Source organism: Acidobacteriota bacterium (genome assembly GCA_016196035.1).
In the GTDB taxonomy this organism is placed as follows: Bacteria; Acidobacteriota; Blastocatellia; order RBC074; family RBC074; genus JACPYM01.
Genome location: JACPYM010000039.1, coordinates 47521 through 70321 on the forward strand (window position 1 = coordinate 47521; position 22801 = coordinate 70321).

Below are 22801 nucleotides of genomic sequence, written 5' to 3' on the forward strand. Positions count from 1 at the left end.
ATGAATTCACTGCTGACCGCGCTTCAATCAATGCTTCGCCGCCGCGCCGCGCACCTGTTTATCACGCTTGGCGCGGGCTTGGCGCTGGCTGTCATCGCCACGTTTGCCTGGGGCGGCGTGAGTGCCGACAGCCTCGGCAAATTCGGCATCACCGAACAAAGCCGCGTCGGCCAACTCATCAAACGCCTTGCGCCGAAAGCCAAATTGTCACCAGCGGGAAAGGCTGCACTCTTCGCGACGCTCACGGTGACAAGTGGAGCCGACAGCGGCAGCACCACCTTACGTGGACGCATTGCATCGGCAGTGGCCGGCGATACCATCGTTTTTTCCGGCGTCACGACTGTCACACTGACCAGCGGCGAGTTGTTGATTGACAAAGACCTGACCATCAACGGCGGTACGAATGGCGTGACCATCACTCGTTCCAGCGGAACCTTCCGCATTTTCAACATCAGTACCGGCACTGTTTCGATGAGCAAGCTGACCATCACCAACGGCAATAATGGTTCGGGGCAGGCGGGCGGCGTGCAGAACAACGGAACGCTGACGATGACCGATTGCGCGGTCACCGGAAATACTTCGGTTCAGGGCGGCGGCATCCAAAATGACAGTGTGCTGACGATGACCAATTGCACCATCAGCGGCAATACCTCGACCGGCCCTGGCGGCGGATTGGAAAGTTTCGGCACGACTACGTCGCTGACCAACTGCACCATCAGCGGCAATTCGGCGAGTAGCAACGGCGGCGCGTTTTCCATGGACGCCGGGAATTTGAACTTGACCAATTGCACGGTGGCGAACAATACAGCGGGAACTGGCGGCGGGCTTTATGTGCCCGGCGGTACTCATCTCCTGAAAAACACTATTGTCGCCAGCAACACCGCCGCCACCAGCAACAATATTTCCGGGACAGTCAGCTCGTCTAGCTCTTACAACCTGATCGGCATTGGCGGGACAGGCGGTTTGACCAACGGCACGAACGGCAATCAGATCAACGTTTCCAATCCGTTGCTGGATGTATTGGCCAGCAACGGCGGGTATACGCAAACCATCGCCTTGCTGTCAGGCAGTCCGGCGCTTGATAAGGGCGCTGCCGTCGCTGGCGTGACGACCGACCAGCGCGGTCAGACGCGCCCCTTTGATCTGCCCAGCATTGCCCCAGCCACGAGCGGCGACGACAGCGACATCGGCGCGTATGAAATGCAAGTCACCTGCAACACCGTCACGGTCAATCCTTCAACCTTGCCGAATGGGACGATTGGTGTGGGCTATACGCAAACGCTGACGGCCAGCGGCGGCACTGCGCCGTATACCTTCGCCGTCACGGCAGGCACGTTGCCCGCCGGATTGACGCTGGCCAGCGATGGCAGCTTGAGCGGCATTCCGACTGCCGCCGGCGCTGCCAGCTTCACCATCACAGCGAGCTACACGACCTTTGGCATCAGTTGTACGGGCAGCCGCGCGTATACCATGACCATCGGTAGTTGCCCGGCGGCTGTGTCCTTCACCGTCAACAACACAGGCGATACCTCGGACACTAGCCCCGGCAATGGCATCTGCTCTGCATCAGGCGGCGGTTGCACGTTGCGCGCGGCGATTGAGGAAATCAACGCGCTTTCGGCCTGCACCAACACGATCAATTTCAGCGTGTCGGGAACGATCAATCTGACGGCAGTCGGCAATTCGACGTATGGGCCATCGGCCTTGGTGATTAACCGAAACATCACCATCAACGGCAACGGCATAGTTCTGCAACGCGCTTCTGGCGTAACGCGCCTGCGGCAGTTTTACGTTTCGCCTTACGGCAATCTGACGCTGAATCAGGTGACGCTGCAAAACGGCGTGGCGTTGGGCGGCAACGGCGGCAATGGCAATGCGAATGGTAACGGGGAGAACGCTGGCGCTGCGGCTGGTTTGGGAGGCGCGATCTTTAACGAAGGCACCTTGACCATCAACCGTTCGACGCTGACCGCCAATCTGGCCCAGGGTGGCAATGGCGGCTCCTCAACTGTGTTTGTTGGACCTGCCGGAGGAGCTGGCGGCGGCGGCATGGGCGGTGATGGCGGCGGCGGCGGTGGCACGAATGGCGGAGACGGCGGCACCCCAAATGGCGGCACAGGATCAACGACCAGCAACACCGCCGGAGGCAGTGGCGGCGCGGGCGGCGGCGGCGGCGGCGGCAAGGGATCTGCCAATGGCGGCAATGGCGGGTTCGGCGGCGGCGGCGGCGCCAGCGGCAGCGGCGGCTTTGGCGGCAATGGCGGCTTTGGCAGCGGCGGCGGCAGCGGCAGCAGCGCGGGCGGCGGTCACAACGTTGGCGGTTTCGGCGCAAACGACGGTGGCGGGAATACGGCAGGCGGCGGCGGCGCTGGTCTGGGCGGAGCCGTCTTCAATAATTATCAGGGAATCATCACCATCACCAATAGCACGCTGTCCGGCAATACGGTGACTGGCGGCACAGGCGGACTCAACCAGACAACTTTTGGGAGCGTTGCTTTCGCGTTGGGCAGCGGCCTGTTCAATCGCAATGGCACGGTGACGATTGTCAGTTCAACCTTCAACGATTCCATCTACAACCTCGGCGCATCGAACACAGATACATCCGGCGGCACCACGCGCAGCGGTGCCAGCATGACGATTGACAGCACGATCATCAGCACATGCAGCAACAACAGCGGCACGGTGACGGGGCCGCTGGCGAACAAGAATCTGATTCAAAACAACTCCGGCTGTGACACGCCGGCGTTGACCGGTAACCCAATGTTGGCTCCGCTGGGCAATTACGGCGGCTCTACGCCCACGCACGCCTTGCTCGCTGGCAGCCCGGCGATTGACGCGGGCGATAATTCCGTCACGGGTTCGCCCTACAATCTGACCACCGACCAAACCGGCCAGCCGCGCCAAGCCAACGGCACGGTGGACATCGGCGCGTATGAAAACCAATTGAGTTTAAGCCCCGTGACTTTACCCAATGCCCAAGTCAGCGTGGCGTATAACCAAACCATCACGGCCAGCGGCGGCACGCCCACTTACACTTTCGCCGTGACCAGCGGCAGCTTGCCGACGGGACTTTCGTTGTCATCCGGCGGCGTGCTGAGCGGAACGCCCTCGTCGTCAGGCGGGCCGTTCTCTTTTGTTGTGACCGCGACGGACAGCGGGGGAAAGAAAGGCAGCCGCCAATACAACACCGTCACTATCTGCGGCACGCTTTCGGCCACCCCCGCGTCGTTGACGAATGCGACCTTCGGCAACGGCTATTCACAATTGCTGACGGGAACTGGCGGCACTGCGCCCTATACCTTCGCCGTCACCGGCGGAGCGTTGCCCAGCGGGATGACGTTGACGCAGAGCGGCACGTTGCAAGGCAGCCCCGTCATTGCGGGCACGTCCAATTTCACCGTCACCATCACCGACGTGAACGGCTGCTTCGGTACGAAAGCGTATGCGTTGGTGGTTGACGCCAACGCCTGCACTCCGGCGGCGATCACAGTCACCAGCAACGCTGACAGCGGCACGGGTTCGTTGCGCCAAGCCATCACTGACATCTGCGGCGGCGGCACCATTACCATTCAATCCGGCCTCGGCACGATCAGTTTGAGCACCATTGGCAATTCCGCCTTCGGCCCGACAGCGCTGGGCATCAGCAACAAGGCCGTCATCATCAACGGCAACGGTGCGACCATCGAACGCCTGAGCGGCGTCACAAACCTGCGCCTGTTTTACATTGATCCGACAGGCTATCTAAACCTGCAAAACGTCACGCTCCAAAACGGTCTGGCCAAAGGCGGCAATGGCGGCGGTGGCGGCGGCGGCGGCGGTGGCGGATTGGGTGGCGCTATCGTCAATCAAGGCAACTTGACCGTTCAAAACAGCACGTTGACGAATAACCAAGCTCTTGGTGGAAATGGCAGCGCCAGCAGCAGTGGTGGTGGCGGCGGCGGCGGCATGGGCTTCAATGGCGGGAGTGGCGGGAGTGGCGGCGGCGGCGGCGGCGGCAGAGATAGCGTTGGGGCCAATAGCGGTAGCTCCGCTGGTGGCGCAGGCGGTGGCCCCAGCGGTGGCGGTGGCGCGAACGGCACTGCTGGCACAGGCGCGAGTCACGGCGCAGGCGGCGTGGGCAACACCGGCGGCGGCGGCGGCGGTACCAGCGGCAGCGCCAGCGGATCATCAGGCAACGGCGGAGCCGGTGGCTTCGGCGGCGGCGGCGGTGGCGCAGGCAGCAGCGGTTTTGGCTTGGCGATTGGCACTTCCGGCGTCGGGGGCTTTGGCGGTGGTGGCGGCGGCGGCGGCAACTCTGGCCTGACCAGTAACGCAGGCGCGGCGGGCGGATTTGCCGGCGGCGGCGGCGGCGGCGGCAATGGACGCAATGGCGGTGCAGGCGGATTTGCCGGCGGCAGCGGCGGCGATGGCAACGGAACCGGCGGCGGCGGTGGCGGCTTGGGCGGGGGTATTTTCAACTACTTCGGCTCCGTCACCCTGATCAACTCCACGCTTTCCGGCAACACCGCACAAGGTGGCAATGGCGGCAACGGCACAACCACAGGCAGCGCGGGCGGCTGCGGCTTTGGCGGCAGCATCTTCAATTACAACGGCGCAGTCACCGTCGTCGCGGCTACGCTCAGCAACAACACGGTCACCGGTGGCACGAACGGTACACCAGCGCCTGCCACTTCATCCGATGCCGGTGGCGGCGGAATCTACAATTTGGGGGATGGCGCGCTAGCCAGGCTTTCCGTCGTCGGCAGCATTCTGGCGAACACCGGCAGCAGCGCGACGGATTGCGCCAGCGGCATCCTCAACAGCGGCACGACCAGCATCACGGGCAACAACAGCCTGATTGAAAACAACAACGCCTGCGGCAGCCCGGCGCTGACTGCCGATCCAAATCTGGGAACGTTGGCGGACAATGGCGGCTTCACCTTCACACACGCATTGATGGCAGGCAGCCCTGCCATCAATGCGGGAGACAACTCTCTTACCGGCGCGCCCTACAATCTGACCACGGATCAGCGTGGCACCGGTTTCACGCGTAATGCCGGCGGGACGGTGGACATCGGCGCCTATGAAGTACAACCGCCCAACACCGCGCCGACGATTACGGCACAAGCCGGTCTTTCCAGACAGCAAGGCTCGCCGGGTTCCAACACTCAGATCGCGACCGTCAACGATACCGAAAGCGGTGCGGCAGGCGTGACCGTCACCGTCACCAGCCTCAACCCAGCCAACGGCGTCACCGTCTCGAATATCGTCAACACCAACGGCACAATTACGGCAGACATCAGCGCCGATTGCACCGCAACCAATGCCAGCTTCACCTTGCAGGCTAACGACGGTTCCTTAATGGCGACCGCGACCTTGAACGTTGCGGTGACGACGAACACTGCACCGACGCTGAGCTACAACAACGCCAGCGTCAATTTCGGCAACGCGACCACGGTGAGTCCGGACACTGGGCCATCAGACAACGGCAGCGTGTCAACCATCACCGTGCAAAGCGTCACGCCGTCAACCGCGCCCGCCACGATCACCGTGGACTCGACGACGGGCGTGGTGACTGTGCCGAACAACGTTCCGGCGGGCAGCTACACGGTGACAATTCGCGTGACCGACAATTGCAGCGCGACGACCGATGCGACTTTCACGCTGACGGTAAATGCCTTGGCGCCGACGCTCGGCAATTATTCAACAACGACCGTGACGCTTGGCGCGCAAGCCACCGTCACGCCCGACGCCGCGCCGACCAACACCACCAGCATTACGGCCAAAGCGTCTTCGGGCTTCAACGGCACGTTCGACGCCAACCCCGCGACCGGCGTGGTTAAGATCATCAACGCACATCCGGCGGGAACCTTTACCGTGACGGTCACCGCCTGCGGCGCGGGCGGCTCCACCACGAAAACCTGCACGCTGACGGTGCAGAGCGGCACGGCCTGCGCGACCACACCACTTTTCAGCAGCGCGCCCAATCTCAGCGTAGGCTCTCCGTATGGCCCGGCGGTCGGCGATTTCAACAACGACGGCAAACAGGATTTGGCCATTGCCAACAACAGCAGCGCCACCGTTTCCATCCGTCTGGGCGATGGCGCGGGCGGCTTCAGCGGCACGACGACCGTCAGCACGGGCAACAATCCATTCGCCATTGCGGTCGGCGATTTCAACGGCGACGGCAATCAGGATTTGGCCGTGGCTTGCACCAGTGGTGGCCTTGTTTCGATTCGCCTGGGCGATGGCGCGGGCAATTTCAGCGGCACGACGAACATCAGCGCCGGAAGCACTGCCAAATCCGTCGCGGTCGGTGATTTCAATGGCGACGGCAAGCTGGATTTCGTCACTGCGAACTTTGGCGCGGATACTGCTTCGGTGCGCTTTGGCGATGGCGCGGGCGGCTTCACCGGTTCGACCAACGTGAGCGTCGGCGATGGGCCGGGGCAGGTCAGGGTGGGCGATTTCGATGGCGACGGCGATCTGGATTTCGCCACCTCCAATCAAAACGCCGGGACGGTTTCGGTGCGCTTGAATGACGGCGCGGGCAATTTTAGCGGCACGACGGAAATCACCGCCGGCGCGAACCCGGAATTCATGGCGCTGGGCGATTTCAACCAAGACGGCAGGCTGGATTTCGTCACCTCCAATCAAAATGCCGGCACGCTTTCGGTGCGCTTCGGTGACGGCGCGGGCAGCTTTACCGGCACGACGAATCCGACCGTGAGTTCCAGCCCCCGGCAGGTTCTGGCCGGTGATTTCAACAATGATGGCAATCCGGATATCGCCGTCAAGCAGGCTTCAGCCGAGACAGTGAATTACCTGCTGGGCGACGGGCTGGGCGGCTTCGCTGCGCCGGTCAGCGTTGCAACGACAGGGGCGGGCGGCAGTTTCTTAGCACTCGGCGATTTCAACGGGGACGGGCGGCAGGATTTCGTCACGACCGACTTCAACGCCGGATTGCTGGCCGTCCGGCTGGGCGGTTGCAATGTAGCCCCAACGATTATGGCAGGTTCCGCGCTGACTCGGCAGCAAGGCAGTGCGGGCACGAGCGCCACCATCGCCACGGTCAGTGACACCGAAACTGCGGCGGGCAGCTTGACCGTGACGGCCACGACCGTGCCCACCGGAATCAGCGTGACCGGCATCGGCAACACCAGCGGCACGATCACCGCCACGGTCGCCGCCAACTGCAATGCCACCCCCGGCGCAAACAGCGTCGTGCTGGCCGTCACCGACGGCAACGGCGCGATGGCTACAGCCAATCTGACCGTCAACGTCACGGCCAACACCGCTCCCACGCTGACCTACGGCAGTGCGTCGGTGAATGCAGGAGCTGCAACCAGCAACAGCCCGACGACGGCGAGCGACAATGGCTCGATCACCGGTTATGCCGTGCAAAGCCAGGGCACATACACGGGCACGATTTCAGTCAATTCGTCCGGCGTCGTCTCGCTCAGCAGCGCGGCTCCGGTTGGCACTCATACCATCACCATCCGAGCCACCGATAACTGCACCGCCACAGCCGATGGGACTTTCACGCTAACGGTCGGCAACAACGCGCCGACGATCCTTGCGGGAGCGGCCTTGACGCGGCAGCGCGGCACAGCGGGCAGCGTTTCCATGATTGCCACAGCCAATGATGGCGAAACGGCAGCGGGCAGCCTGACGGTCACGGCGACGACCGTGCCGGCAGGTTTAACCATCACGGGCATCACCAACACGAGTGGCACGATCACGGCGAATGTGGCCGCTGATTGCACGGCCACGCTCGGAGCGAACACCATCGTGCTGACCGTCATGGACGGCAATAGCGGGACGGCAACGGCGAATTTGACCGTCAACGTTTCAGCCAATACCGCTCCAGCGCTGATATACAGCGCGGCTTCGGTCAATGCTGGGGCTTCCACAACGAACAGCCCGACGACGGCGACCGACAATGGTTCGATCACCGGATATGCCGTCCAGTCGCAAGGAACGTTTACCGGCACGATGTCAGTCAATAGTTCCGGCGTCGTTTCCATCAGCAATGCGGCTCCGGTCGGGATGCATACCATCACGATTCGCGCCACGGACAACTGCGCCACGACAACTGATGCGATGTTCACGCTGACGGTCGGCAACAATCCTCCAATGATCACACCGGCAGCGGCTTTGACACGGCAACGAGGCACGGTTGGTTCGGTTTCCACCATTGCGACGGTCAGCGATGGAGAAACGGCGGCGGGCGGTTTGGTCGTCACGGCGACGACGGTTCCGACGGGAATCACGGTGACTTCAATCACGAATACGACAGGTACAATCATGGCGACAGTCGCGGCGGATTGCACCACGACGCTTGGCGCCAACACGATTGTCCTGACGGTCACTGATGGCAATTCAGGCACGGCGACGGCGAACCTGACGGTCAACGTGACGGCGAACACGGCGCCGACGCTGACGTATGCGGCGGCGGCGGTGAGCGCCAGCAGTTCAACCACCAATAGCCCAACGGCAGCGACCGACAACGGTTCCATCACGGGTTACACCGTGCAAAATGCGGGAACGTACACCGGCACAATCACGGTCAACGCGTCCGGCGTCGTTTCGATCAGCAATGCCACACCTGTCGGCATGCACACGATCACGATTCGCGCGACTGACAATTGCGGAGTCACCACCGACGCGACCTTCACGCTGACCGTCAGCGCCGCGAATACGACCACGACGATCACCAATGCGGCGGCGTTGGCGGGCACGCCGACGGTGGTTGGCGAAGCGTATGCCGTCAATGTCAGCGTGACGGCTGGGGCGGGCACGCCCTCCGGCACGGTGACGGTTTCGGACGGTTCACAAAGCTGCACGATCACATTGCCCGCGACCAGTTGTAATTTGACCAGCACGACGACGGGCGCGCCCAAGACGCTCACGGCGAGTTACGGCGGCGATGCAAGTTTCAACGCGAGTTCGGGGACGGCGTCGCACACGGTCAACAAAGCCAACACGACGACGACGATCAGCAATGCCGGGGCGCTGGGAACCGCGACGGTAGTCGGGCAAAGCTACGCGGTGAATTGGAGCGTGACGGTCAATGCGCCAGGCGCGTTGGGCGTGGCGTTGACGGGCAATGTGACGGTGGATGCGGGCGGCGGGAATAGCTGCACGGCGGCGGTCAGCGCGGGGACGTGCAACATCACTTCGACCACCGCTGGAGCAAAGAGCATTACGGCCACTTATGCGGGTGATACAAACTACAACGGCAGCGCGTCAAGCAGTGCCTCCCACACGGTCAACGCGGCCAACACCACAACGACGATCACCAATTCCGGGGCGCTCGGCACGGCCTCAACAGTTGGTCAGGCGTATGCAGTCAATTGGAGCGTGACGGTCAATTCGCCCGGCGCCGTGGGCGCAGCATTGACCGGTAACGTGACGGTCAGCGACGGTTCACAAACCTGCACGGCGGCGGCCAGCGCGGGAACCTGCAATCTGACTTCGACCACGGCAGGCGCGAAGACGATTACGGCTATGTATGCCGGCGATTCCAACTACAACACCAGCACGTCAAGCGGCGTCCCGCATACGGTCAATGGGGCGGCGACGACGACGACAATTAGCAATGAGGCTTCGTTAGCCAACACGCCCACCGTCGTTGGCCAGTCATACAGCGTCAGCGCCAATGTGACGGTCAACGCCCCCGGCATGGGCACGCCGGGCGGCACAGTGAATGTCAGCGATGGCACGGGGGCGACTTGCATGATCACGCTGAGCGGAGGCACGGGCAGTTGCAATCTGACTTCGACGACCGTCGGCACGCCGAAGACCATCACCGCGAGCTACGTCGGCGACACGAATTTCGCCACGAGTTCAACGACGGCCTCGCATACGGTCAACAAAGCCAACACCACGGCGAGCATTTTCTCCGATGCGCCTGATCCGTCGGTGGTCGGGCAGAATGTGACGGTGACATACAACATCAATGCGACCTCACCGGGTGGCGGGACTCCGACGGGGAATGTGCTGGTGACGGACGGCGTCAATTCCTGCACAGGCACGGTGGCGACGGGGCAATGCGTGATTGCGCTCTTTACGCCGGGTGTGCGGACGCTGACGGCGACCTATCAAGGCGATGCGAATTACAACGCCAGTCCGGCTTCGACCGGAGCGGGCCATCAGATCAACAAGGCGGATACCACGACGACCATTACTGCCGACACGCCCGATCCCTCGGTCTTCGGTGGCAACGTGACGGTCAACTTCACGGTCGCGGCGGCTGCGCCGGGCAGCGGCACGCCGACCGGCAACGTCATCGTGACGGTCAGCGGCGGCACTGAAACCTGTACGAGCACGGTGGCGGCGGGGACTTGCACCTTGGCGTTGACGGGGCTGGGTAATCGCACGCTCACGGCGACGTATCAAGGCGACACCGGCTATAACGGCAGCGCCTCGGCAGGCGCACTGCATACGGTCAACAAGGCTGACACAGTAACGACGATTGTCAGCGACAATCCGGATTCGTCGGCGGTCAGCCAGAACGTAACGGTGGTGTTTACTGTCGTGGCAACTGCACCGGGCGCGGGCACGCCGAGCGGCAACGTGGTCGTGACGGCCAGCGGCGGAGCGGAAACCTGTACGGGGACGGTCGCGGCGGGTTCGTGCGTGATCAGCTTGACCGCGCCGGGCAGCCGCACGTTGACAGCAACCTATGCGGGCGACACGAACTTCAACGGCGGGACGGACACCGAGCCGCATACGGTGGTCGCGCCGCCTGCGCTTGCCAAGGCGTTCAGTCCGGCGAGCGTGCCGGTCAATCAGATTTCGACCTTGACCTTTACCATCACCAATCCGGCGGCGAACACGGTGGCGCTGACGGGCGTGGGCTTCACCGACACCTTCCCGAACGCGCCGAATCTGGTGGTCGCCAATCCACCCAATCCGGTGCTCACCAATTGCGGCGGCGGCGTGCTGACGGACGACACCAACGGCGCGCTGACGGCGAGCGATCCGGGCGTCAAGTTGAGCGGCGCGACAGTCGCGACCGGCGTGCCTTGCACCGTCAGTGTGAACGTCACGCCACTGGCCCAAGGCCCCTTCGTCAACATCAGCGGCAATGTCAGTTCGACCAATGGCGGCACGGGCAACACGGCAACGGCGACCTTGCTGACCAATACGCCGCCAACCATCAGCAGTAACAACATGCCGGTCAAAGCGGGCAGCAATGCGGCGAGCTTCACCATCGCGACGGCCTTTGATCCCGATCAATCAGCCAACACGTTGGGCATTACCATCAACGGCAATCCGACGACGGCGAGCAGCAACGGCGTGACGGTCAGTAGTGTCACCATCACATCCGGCGGCGGGGTGACGGCGAACATCACGACCACCTGCGCGGCGACGACCGCCACCTTCGCGTTGATCGTCACCGACAACCAGAACGTCACGGGCACGGGCACGCTAACCGTGACAGTCACGCCCAATACACCGCCGGTGTTGAGCTACAACGCGGCGACGGTGACGGCGGGCACGACGCCGACCTTCCTCCCGGTGGCGGGGCCGAGCGACAACGGGGCGGTTAATCCGCTCGTGTTGCAAGGCGTGGCACCCAACAATGGCGGGCTGGTCATCTCCCTCAACGCGGCGACAGGTCAAGTCACGGTGCTGAGCGCGGCGCTTATCGGCAATTACACGGTGACGGTCACGGCGACGGACAATTGCGGCGCGACGACCACGGCCACGCTGCCCATCACGGTCGTCTGCCCGACGATCACGGTGAATCCGGCGAGTCTGCCGGGTGCGACGGTCAACACGGCCTATGCGCAGAGCCTCACGGCCAGTCCGGCGGGCGGCAATTACACCTTCGCGGTGACGAGCGGATTGCTGCCGGCGGGGTTGACGCTGAACGCGAATGGCAGCTTCAGCGGCGCGCCGACGCAAAGCGGGACCTTCAACTTCCGCCTCACAGCGTCAGGGTTTGGCGGCTGCACGGGCTTCCGCGATTACACGCTTGTGGCGACCTGTCCGACCATCACACTGACGCCCGCCAGTTTGCCGGGTGGGACGGTCGGCACAGCCTACAGCCAAGCGGTTTCGGCGTCTCCCGCTGGCAGCTACAGCTACGCGGTGTCGTCGGGGGCGCTGCCAACGGGCTTGACGCTCAATGCTTCAACTGGGGCCATTACCGGCACCCCAACCACGAACGGCAGCTTCACGTTCACCATTCGCGCCAGCGCGGGTGCGTGCAACGGTTCAAGCAGCTACAGCGTAACCATCGCCTGCCCGACCATCACGTTGGGCGCACTGGCGAACGGGCAAGCCGGGATCTCTTACTCGCAAACGATCAGCGTGTCACCGGCGGGCAGTTACACCTTCGCCATCCTCACGGGTAATTTGCCGAGCGGCTTGAGCTTGAACACGGCGACCGGCGTCATCAGCGGCTTGCCGACGGTGACGGGTACGTACAGCTTCACGCTGCGCGCGCAAACAGCGGGCGGGTGCAACGGCACGCAAAGCTACGCGCTGGTGATTACTTGTCCGACCGTGACCTTGTCGCCGGCCAGTCTGCCCAACGGGACGGTGGGGACGGCGTATAGCCAGAGCCTGGCGGCCAGTCCGGCGGGCGGCAATTACACGTATGCCGTGACGAGCGGCGCGCTGCCGGCGGGGCTGAGTTTGAATCTGGCGACGGGCTTGCTGAGCGGGACGCCGAGCAGCAGCGGCACGTTCACGTTCCGGATCACGGCCAGCGGCTTTGGCGGCTGCACGGGCTTCCGCGATTACACGCTGGTGATCAGCGGCGGCGGGTGTCCGACCATCACGCTGCCCGCCACGTTGCCCAACGGCGGCGTGGGAACACTTTACAACAATTCCGTAGCGGCTTCGCCTTCCGGCAGCTACAGCTACACGGCGACGGGCAGCTTGCCGCCAGGGGTAACGCTCTATGGCTCCGGGCTGCTCTTCGGCTACCCGACGACGCCGGGCAGCTACACCTTCACGATCACAGCGACACAGGGCGCTTGCACGGGTACGCAAAGCTACACGGTCTTGGTTAGCGCCGGAGCCTTTGCGCCGCTGGATTTCGACGGTGACCGCAAGAGTGAACTGCTGACGCGCCAAGGCAACGCCTGGACGCTTACGCTAAGCCAGAGCGGTCTGCGCGAAACCTATACGCTGGGCGAAGCGGAAGACCAAGCCGCCTTTGGCGACTATGACGGTGACGGTCGCGTAGACTTGGCCGTTTATTGCCCGACGGCGGCGCACTGGCTAATTCGGCTGAGCAGCACGGGCGTCACCATCACGCGTCAACTGGCCGACCTCTTACCGAGTGCCACGCTGCTCCCCGTCACGGCGGACTTCGACGGCGACGGCATCACCGACTTGGCGCTCTTTGACGCCGCCACGGCGGAATGGCAAGTCGAACGCAGCCACGATGGCAAACGCTTGACTTGGCAATTCGGCGCGGCAGCGGACGTGCCCGTCGCGGCGGATTACGATGGCGACGGCAAGGCCGACCTGGCTGTTTACCAACGCGCCACCGGCACCTGGTTGATTCGGCAATCCAGCGATGGGGTGGAACTCAACCGGCAATTCGGTGGGCCGAAAGACCAGCCGCTGCCGGGCGATTACGATGGCGACGGCAAAGCCGATCTCGCCGTCTGGCGGACCACTGAAGCCACGTTGTACCTGAGCCAGAGCGCAACGCAACAAATGACCCGCTGGGCAGTGGGTTTAAGCTCAACAAATGACTGGGTGCTGCCCGGTGATTTCGACGGCGATGGCAAGCTGGAACTGGCGGTCTGGCGCGGGGCGGTTGGCACTTGGTTTATTTGGCAAAGCGCCACACAGGATTACCGGCTGGTGGTTTGGGGGACAACGGCGGCTCCGTTCCGGAATTGAGCCGTGCCAGGAGATTACGCTGGCGATGGTCGCACCGACGTCAAGGTGTGGTGAGCTTCCGATCAGAGTTGGTACTTCAACTAATCTGACGGTCACTACTCAGCCCCAAGGGGGCGCAATATGATAGCCCGGTGCAACGCACCGGGTCAGCAGATGGATTGGTTTCCAAGCCCCAACGGGGCGCAATAACTATTGCGCCCCGTTGGGGATCACCTGAGCTGCTGTCCTGCTCCCAGGGCGTTGCCTGGGTTTCTTTACTTCGCCCCGTTGGGGCTGAGTAGTTACACGGGCGGAACATACAACCACGCACGCAAGGTCTGACGGATTTACCGGTGAGCAGAACGCTGCGGTAAAGCGACTGAAGCGGCAGCAGCACACGCAGTCAGCAACGGGTGGGTAGCATTCACGATACGCCACCCACTCGTTGCGGCCCTTTCGCCCTGAACAAAGGGCCGCACCAGTCACTTTCCCAGCAGGCTGAAACCGGAACCCCCGAACGCCTTGCTGAGTTCTTGGCGGCACACCTAACCGCACTTCAAAAATTCCACGAAAACTCCACTCTTTCAGCTACGCGCCGTGCGTTTTCTCACGGCCAGGGCTTTTGCAAAGTCGCCAGCGCGAGCGCTCGAACGGTTTGACTGACTCCTGATTCCTGGTTCCTGATTCCTGACAAATTGAAAATCAGCCGGTATTTTCAGTTTAGCAGGAATCGGGAGTCAGGAATCAGGAGTCAGTCAAAGGTCTTGGGCGGATGTTTTAAGGACTTTGCAAAAGCCCTGTTCTCACGACCCCGCCACGGGGGGCGTGCTTGCTTTTCCCAGCGGAATCGGGTTAAGAATGCCCAGCAGTTTTGGTCGCAAGGAGCTAGCGGTTACCTTGCGCGTCTGCCTGCCAAGAAAAAACCCTGCACGGGTCGTCCTAAACGAGAGCAAAATTTTGGGCGAAATTCAGGTGCTTCACCCGGCCCGCTGGCCCAGTTGTCAGCGGCGCAATTTGTTTTATTGGAGAATGCAATTCTGATGAAGAAATCTCGCTTCTTAGTCCGCCTGCTAATCATGTTGATCTGTTTCGGCCTGGTCTGACCGGTGGTGGAAGAGGGCGCTGACGCGGCACAACGCCGCCGCAGCGCGAAAAGCAGCCGGCGTGCCAGCGCGAAAAAGAGCGGCAAGAGTGCGCGCGGGCGTGCCAAGCGTTCCGGCGGACGCCGTTCGCGTGTGCGCGGGCGGCGGGGACGGCGTGGCCGTAGCCGTGGCGGCGCTGCGCCCATTGTGCGCCGCAAGGGCTTCGATGAAATGATCGGCTCGAATCCGGGCGCACTCGACGGCACGGACGAAGAAATCGCCGGGGCGCAGATCGAAGAGTTCAAGTTGCGCGCCTATGTCAAATACCTCTCGGACGATTTGCTGGAAGGCCGTGGCACGGGTACGCGCGGCGGGTTGCTGGCAGCCAAATTCATCGCGGCGGAGTTTGAATCCATGGGGCTGGAACCGGCGGCGCCTGACCGCACCTTCTTTCAACAAGTGCCGATGATCGGCGTCAAGACCGACCCTGATACCAAGCTGACCGTGAAGAGCGCCAACGGTGAGGCCGAATTCAAATTCGCTGATGATTTTGTCGCCAGCACCGATCTGGAACAGGCCGAGATTCCGGTCAATCACGAGATCGTTTTTGTCGGCTACGGCGTGAGCGCGCCCGAAGTCCCCTGGAACGATTACAAAAACCTCGATGTCAAAGACAAGCTCGTAATGATGCTGGTCAACGATCCGCCCGCCACCGCTGCCGAACCGAATCTGTTCGGCGGCAAGGCGCTGACCTATTACGGGCGCTGGACGTACAAATTTGAAGAGGCTGCTCGGCGAGGCGCAGCGGGCGTAATTTTAGTGCACACGACCGAGTCTGCCGGATATGGCTGGCAGGTCGTGCGCACGGGCTGGGACGGCGAACGCTTTGGCCTGGTGCCGGACGAAAAGACGCCGACGCTGAAATTCAAATCCTGGGTGACCGAAGAAACCGCGCGCAAGATCGCGCAACTCGGCGGGCAGGATTTGGACAAACTGCGCGAAGCCGCCAAGACGCGCGACTTCAAACCCGTGGCGCTCACGGCCAAAGTCGAAACAACTCTCAAGACCAAAGCGCAGCGCGTCACCGCGCCCAACGTCGTCGCCATCTTGCGCGGCGACACGCCCGCACCGCCCACGCCAGCAACTGGCAAGAGTACGGGCAAGAATGCCAGCAAAACGGCGGAAACGGCTCCCCCACCGGACATCAAGCCGCTCTTGCGCGACGAATTCGTGGTGTATTCGGCGCACTGGGATCACCTGGGCATACGGCCTGACCAGGTGGGCGATAACATTTACAACGGCGCGGTGGACAACGCGACCGGTATCGCGGGGTTGTTGGCGATTGCCAAAGCGTATTCAAATTTGGAGGTCAAACCGAAGCGTTCGATCCTCTTCATCGCGACGACCGCCGAAGAACAAGGGTTGCTGGGCGCGGAGTTTTACACGCGCAACCCGCTGGTACCGCTGAATAAGACCGTCGCCGACATCAATGTGGATTCGATGAACGTGCTGGGCATGACCAGCGACATCACGCCGCTGGGCGCTGACCGTTCGACGCTGGGCAAAATCATCGAAGAGGTCTGCAAAGAGAACAGCATCACCATCGCGCCCGACCCGCGCCCCGAACAGGGTTCATTTTATCGTTCGGATCATTTCCCCTTTGCCAAAGTGGGCGTGCCCGCCGTCAATTTCGAGCCGGGCGATAAATTCGTCGGCCATCCCGCCGAATGGGGTCAGGAGCAGTTCGCCGAATACAACAAGAACCGCTATCACCAACCCACCGATGAATACAGCCCGAACTGGGATTTCAGCGGCATGGTGCAACAGGCACGACTGGCCTTCTGGATCGGCTTACGCGTGGCCGACGCGGATGAGATGCCCGTCTGGAAAAAGGGTGATGAATTCGAGCGGGCGCGGTTGAAATCGCTGGGACAACCGATGCAGGAATAGCAGATCGAACCACGGGAACACGGGTGGAATCAGCGGCTGCCGACTTTCCCAGTGTTCCCCGTGGTTTCTTTCGCCTATCGGACTTCAGCCTCAGCTAACCGGCTGCGGTTCCAGCGTGGCCGGTACGCTGGCTTGCTCCACCGCCACGGCGCGCTCGGCCCGGTAAATCCACCAGAGCCAGCCCAACAACAACAGCGTCGGCAGCGAAGTGAGTAACGTCGCCGCCCAGGGGATGACATAATTTTCTTCTGGCACGACCGCCGTGTGGAACAGCACGGCATAGCCTCGATAAACAGGGCTGGGCAACGAAAAGAGCACCGCCGAAAGCACGGTGACCAACAGCGGCCCCGTCGCCCCGTCATGCTCCAGCCAGCGGCGCAAAGTCACCGCCAGCGGCAACAACATCAACACCAGGTAATGATCCCAGGCAATCGGGTTGACCAATAAGCTGGCGCACAGCAGCACGCTGAACGCCGTATCGAAGTAACGCGCTCGCTGTGCCAAATACAAACTGCCGCCCAACACCAGCAACAAGCCGCCCACGGCGAGCCAGCGGGCATTGCTGCCAAAATCCAGCAAGGGCGGCGCGATCAAACTGGGATAGATGGATTGTTTGGTGCCTTCAAACCAGCGTAAACACAAACTCCAGACGGAATAATTCGAGTAAAAATGGCTGTAGATTTTGGCGACGGCCGGAGCCTTGTGCAGATAATAATCCGCCAGCCCGGCCACGCCGATCAGCGCCGCCGCGACCGCGTGCAGCCCCAGAAAAACACCAGCGGCGGAAAACGCCGCGCGCCAACGCCGCTGCCAAAGCAAAAACAGCGCAATCGGCCAGCCCATCATCTTCAACGCGATAGCCAAGCCGAGCAGCGCGCCGCCCGGCGCATCCCGCTGCTGGCGCAACCACCACCAAGCACACGTCAAACAACACAGCAACGGCAAATTCAACTGGCCAAATAAAAGGTCGGTCATCACCGGCCCCCAGCCCAACAACGCCACGCCCAACAGCGCGCTGATAACCAAACCAGGCGCGCGCCCCAGCCAGCGCAGCATCAGCCAAACGAAGACCGCCAGACAGATCAACTCAAAACACATCCAAGCGACCGCCGCTTTCTCGTAAGGCAACAGGCTGAAGGGGAGCATCAGGATTCCATACGCCACCGTGTGCGGCGTGGGGTGCGGAAAGATCGGTGCGGGCGAGTTGAGATTGAAGCGGACGGCCAATTCCGACAGTGGCAGATAGGGGTCAACGCCGTGCCCCAGCGCTTTGGCTACCAAATATCCAGAGACTAAATCTTTGCGATAGACTTGCGGATAAAATAGCGAGAACAGGGCCGAGCGCACGCCATTCAAGCCGTTGAGCAACGCAAAGAGCCATAGAAAACGCCGAAAGGTGGGCGAAATCTTCATCATCAACACCTCCTCGGTGAGCGCGGCAATCCACGCACACCAATGCACCTCAACTGGCGACCGAGACTTGCTGCTGAAATGCAGGCATGACGGGCGCGACTTCCTCAGTGGCGTGCGCCTCAACACGCCGCAACAAAAACATCAAGGCGATCAGCGCGGCGGCAGTCGCCAGCGTGAGCAATCCGGCGGCAAAAGGCACGACGGGTGAGCCAGTCGCGGTCACGGAGGTTTGAAACAGCGCCGCGACATTACGGATGATCGAGTGCGGCAGCGAGCAAACCAACGTGACCAGCAAGGTGTATCTCGTTAAAGCCATAGGAAAATCCAACTCGCGCAAGTAGCGCCAGACGACCGCCAAAGGCAGCAAGGCGATCACCAGGTAATGGCTCCACGCCACCGGGTTCACCAGCAAGCTGACACACAACAGCAGCGCAAAGGCCACGTCGAAGTCTTTGACTCTGCGCGCCAGCGCCAGCCCCAAGGCCAAAACAAGACACGGAACCAGCAGGGTGAATAACCGTGCCGCCGCAGGCCAGGCGATCAACGGCGGTGCGACCAGCCCACGGGCAAACGAGGCTTCGGTGCCGACAAACAACCGCCAGCCCACTGTCCAGGCGGAAAAGTTGGCATCGAAGCCGCGATAAAGCGCTGTGACTGTCGGCCCGACCTCGGTGTAATACCGCTTCACGCCTTCGACCCCAATCCAGGCCAGCGCCAGTAAATGTCCGGCCAAGGTCACCGACCCGGCGGCCAACACGCTGCGCCAACGCCGTTGCCAGAGCAGAAACAACACCACCGGCCAAGCCATCAGCTTCAGCACCAACGCGCCGCCCAACAACGCCCCGCCGCTGAGTTCATGTCCCGCACGCAACGAACGCCAGGACAAGAGCAGCAAGAGCAGCAAGAGCGCATTGAGTTGCCCCACCCACAAATCTTCTGTCAACGGCCCCCAACCGCACAGCGCCCAACCGCACAGCGCCACCCACTTCAGCACCGCTGGCGTACCCCACCAGCGCACCAACAACACCAGCGCGGCCAGCAGGCAGAGTAACTCAAACACCAGCCACAACTGCGCCGCCCGTTCGTAGCCCCAGCCGCTCAACAACGCGATCAAAAGCCCACAGGGTACGGTATGCGGCGTCGGATGCGGGAAGATGCGCGTCGGTGAATTGAAGGCAAATTGACGGGCCAGCGCATCCATCGGCTGATAGGGGTCAACACCTTTGACCAAGCCTTGCCCCAGCAGGTAGCCATTGATGAAATCCTTGCGGTAAACATTGGCCGGGGCGAAGGACGACCAGATCTTATGCACGCCGTTCAAGCCATTGAGGAGAAAAAACAACAGCAAAAAGCGCCGGAAATTTACGGAGGGCTTCATCACCTTGTCACCAATCCTGATTGTGTTGCTGATCAAGAGGCTAGGGATGTGCGCCTCGTTGCGGTGTGCGATGCGCGTTTCAGCGGAGAGCCGCCGAACAAACGCGGGGGCAGTCTAGCGATCCGGGATCGGAAATCAAGCACAAAATCACGCGTCTTTCAGCGCGTTGAGCACCCGTAAATTGGAACGTCATCTGGCGCTCGCCAAAACGCTGCTTGTGATTTGGCAACCTGCGTGAAAAAATGCGTTGGCAAGTTATAGTGGTTTGGGGGCAAGCAAATGGAAAGTATACCCAAAGAATTTAGCGGCACGATTGTGAATGGCGTGGTTGTGTTGCAAACCCAGGAAAAAATTCCTGAAGGTATGCAGGTGCGCGTCAGGATCGTTGAACCAACCACCGAACCGGAGCCGTTGGGAAAACGCTTGCTGAAATTTGCGGGCACGATTCCCGGCTTGCCACCGGATATGGCTGAAAATCACGACCATTACATTCACGGCCAGCCCAAGCAATGAAGCGCATTTTTGCCGACACCTTTTACTTTATCGCGTTGCTCAGTCCTGACGACAAAGATCATCAGCGAGCCGTGGAATTCAGTGACGGCTTCGTTGGGCAAATGGTCACCACAGATTGGATCATCACAGAATTGGCTGACGGCATGGCGAAACCCGCCAGCCGCCAGCGCTTCATCCAATTTCTGGACATGTTGCGCCACGATCCCGATGTTCACATCGTCTCGTTGGACAAAGTGCTACAAGAAGCGGGCCTGGAACCTTATCGCCGCCGACCAGATAAAGACTGGTCATTGACCGACTGCATCTCTTTCGTAGTCATGCAGCGCGAAGGCTTAACGGAAGCTCTGACTGGCGATCACGATTTTACCCAAGCAGGGTTCATTGCCTTGCTCGAATAGACTGCCGCATCCGTTTTACCCATTGCTATAGAGAAAGCATTCATGAGCAACACGTTTTATCTGACAACCCCGATTTACTACGTCAATTCGCAACCCCATCTCGGCCACTTGTACACCACGATCATTGCCGACACGGTCGCGCGCTACCAACGCCAACGCGGGCGCGAAGTCTTCTTCCTGACCGGCACCGATGAGCACGGCATCAATATCGAACGTGCCGCCGAGCAGGCTGGGCTGCCCGTCAAAGAACATGTGGACAAGATCGTCGCGGCGTTTCAAACCGCCTTTGCGCCCTTTCAATTTACCAATCAGCATTGGGTGCGCACGACCGACGAGAGTCACAAACAAGGCGTACAGGAGTTATGGCGGCGCATGCGTGACAACGGCTTCATTTACAAAGGCTCTTACGAAGGCTGGTACTGCGCCAACTGCAACGAGTTTTACACCGAGAACGAGGCCAAGCCGAACGACGAGGGCGTGCCCGTTTGCCCCACGCACGAGCGCCCGCTGGATCGCGTGGGCGAGGCGAGTTACTTTTTCAAACTCTCGGCCTTTCAAGACCGGCTGTTGGAGCTTTATGAAAAGAACCCGCACTTCATCCGCCCCGAAACGCGGCGCAACGAAGTGCTCAGCTTCGTGCGCGGCGGCTTGAACGATCAGTCGGTCAGCCGCGTCTCGGTCAAGTGGGGCATCCCGGTGCCTGACGACCCCGAGCACACGATCTATGTCTGGTTCGACGCGCTGGCGAATTACATCACGGCGATTGGCTTTGGGAACGAGCAATTTGGCGGTGAAGCGCATTTCAAAAAACTCTGGCCGGCGAATCTGCAACTGGTCGGCAAAGACATTCTGCGCTTTCACACCGTTTACTGGCCCGCGTTTTTGATGGCAGCAGGTTTGGAAACGCCGCAGTCGGTGTTTGTGCATGGCTTCTGGCTGTCAGGCGGGCGCAAGATGTCCAAGACGCTGGGCAACGTGATTGACTTGGCCGTGCTGCAAAAGCATTTCACGACCGATGCCGTGCGCTATTTCTGCCTGCGCGAAATGGTTTTCGGGCAGGACGGCGATTTCACCTACGAGGCGTTGATCGAACGCACCAACGCCGAACTCGCGAAAGGCATCGGCAATCTGACCAGCCGCACGCTCACGATGGTGCGCAACAATTGCGCGGGCGTTGTTCCGGCTGCGCCCGCTGAAGTGGCTGCCGAATTGCAGGCACAAGCGAACGAAGTGCGCGCGGCGGTGCAAAAGGCCGTCGCCGAATTCGACCGTGAGTTTAACGAGTACGGTTTCAGCTACGCGCTCGAAGCCGTGCAGACCGCAGCCACCCGCGTAGACAAGTTTCTGTCAGACACCAAACCGTGGAATCTGGCCAAAGACCCGACGCAGCGCGCGGCGCTTGAACTGGTGCTCAACACCGCCGTCGAAGCCGTGCGCCATTTCACCGTGCTGCTCGCTCCCGTGCTGCCCGTTTCGACCCAAGCCATCTGGCAATTTCTGGGCGAAGCGGGTGAAGTCAGCAGCATCGCACCCGCCGCCTTGCATTGGGGCGACGCGACCGGCAAAACCATCGGCGAAATCAAACCCATTTTCCCCAATCTGGACAAAGGCAAAGTTATGGAAGACATCAAGCAAGCAGAACCCGCAACCCAAGAACCCACTCCAGCAGCGTCGGCTCCCGCACCTGTGGCTCCGGCAGCCGACGCCGCCCCGACCGCGCCATTGGCAGAAGCCGCTGTGCCCGCACAACCGAGCTACATCGGGATTGAAGACTTTTCCAAAGTCGAACTGCGCGTCGGCCAAATCCTAACCGCCGAACCGGTACCCAAAGCCGACAAACTGCTGCGCTTCACGATTGACCTGGGCGAAGCCGAGCCACGCCAAATCCTGGCCGGCATCGCGCAGTATTACGAACCCGAAAAACTCATCGGCCGCAAAGTCATCGTCGTGGCGAACCTGGCTCCCCGCAAGCTGCGCGGCTTTGAATCGCAAGGCATGATTTTGGCGGCGTCGGTGGGCGAGGAAGGGCGGCCCGTGCTGGCAGGCTTTTTGGAAGAGGTGCCGAACGGATCGAAGTTGCGGTAAGTCTCTGGCAAAGGAGACGGCATGATGAGTAAGAGGTGCGGCGGTAAACTCCAGTTGCGAAAGTAGCTGGAGTAGATAGGTCAGAGGTTGAATCATCTCGTTGTGGCGATTGACCACGTAAAGGAGACTAATCGAACCTGCTGACCGAA

The 22801-nt window shown here is 61.4% G+C and carries 8 protein-coding genes; 6 read left to right on the forward strand and 2 right to left on the reverse strand.

Translation table 11 applies throughout. From position 1 onward, the window contains the following. Both HY011_13675 and HY011_13680 read left to right on the forward strand, forming a co-directional pair. Window positions 1-13854, forward strand: coding sequence for a VCBS repeat-containing protein (locus tag HY011_13675; protein ID MBI3423979.1), 13854 nt, complete (start codon window positions 1-3; stop codon window positions 13852-13854). 1088 nt (window positions 13855-14942) lie between these two features. Then, complete coding sequence (locus tag HY011_13680; GenBank protein MBI3423980.1) at window positions 14943-16865, forward strand: M28 family peptidase; 1923 nt, start codon at window positions 14943-14945, stop codon at window positions 16863-16865. A gap of 90 nt (window positions 16866-16955) precedes the next feature. Here the strand turns inward: HY011_13680 and HY011_13685 are convergent, their stop codons facing one another. Continuing rightward, complete coding sequence (locus tag HY011_13685) at window positions 16956-18281, reverse strand: DUF2029 domain-containing protein (GenBank protein ID MBI3423981.1); 1326 nt, start codon at window positions 18279-18281, stop codon at window positions 16956-16958. Window positions 18282-18327: 46 nt separating this feature from the next. Then, window positions 18328-19590 (reverse strand): DUF2029 domain-containing protein, encoded by a 1263-nt coding sequence (locus HY011_13690; GenBank protein MBI3423982.1) that lies wholly within the window; start codon window positions 19588-19590, stop codon window positions 18328-18330. Between HY011_13690 and HY011_13695 the strand changes: the two genes are divergently transcribed. The 4 genes from HY011_13695 to metG all read left to right on the forward strand — a co-directional run bounded on the left by HY011_13695 (window position 19585) and on the right by metG (window position 22652). Further along, the gene (locus HY011_13695) at window positions 19585-19836 is read left to right on the forward strand and encodes a hypothetical protein (GenBank protein MBI3423983.1); all 252 of its coding nucleotides are present in this window, start codon (window positions 19585-19587) and stop codon (window positions 19834-19836) included. The genes HY011_13690 and HY011_13695 overlap by 6 nt on opposite strands. 99 nt (window positions 19837-19935) lie before the next feature. Further along, a complete protein-coding gene (locus HY011_13700; GenBank protein MBI3423984.1) occupies window positions 19936-20169 on the forward strand; it encodes a hypothetical protein in 234 nt (77 codons plus the stop codon). Next, window positions 20166-20567, forward strand: coding sequence for a type II toxin-antitoxin system VapC family toxin (locus tag HY011_13705; protein MBI3423985.1), 402 nt, complete (start codon window positions 20166-20168; stop codon window positions 20565-20567). Before HY011_13700 ends, HY011_13705 begins: the two co-directional genes overlap by 4 nt. 42 nt (window positions 20568-20609) lie before the next feature. Beyond that, complete coding sequence (metG, locus tag HY011_13710; protein MBI3423986.1) at window positions 20610-22652, forward strand: methionine--tRNA ligase; 2043 nt, start codon at window positions 20610-20612, stop codon at window positions 22650-22652. Window positions 22653-22801 lie beyond the last annotated feature (149 nt).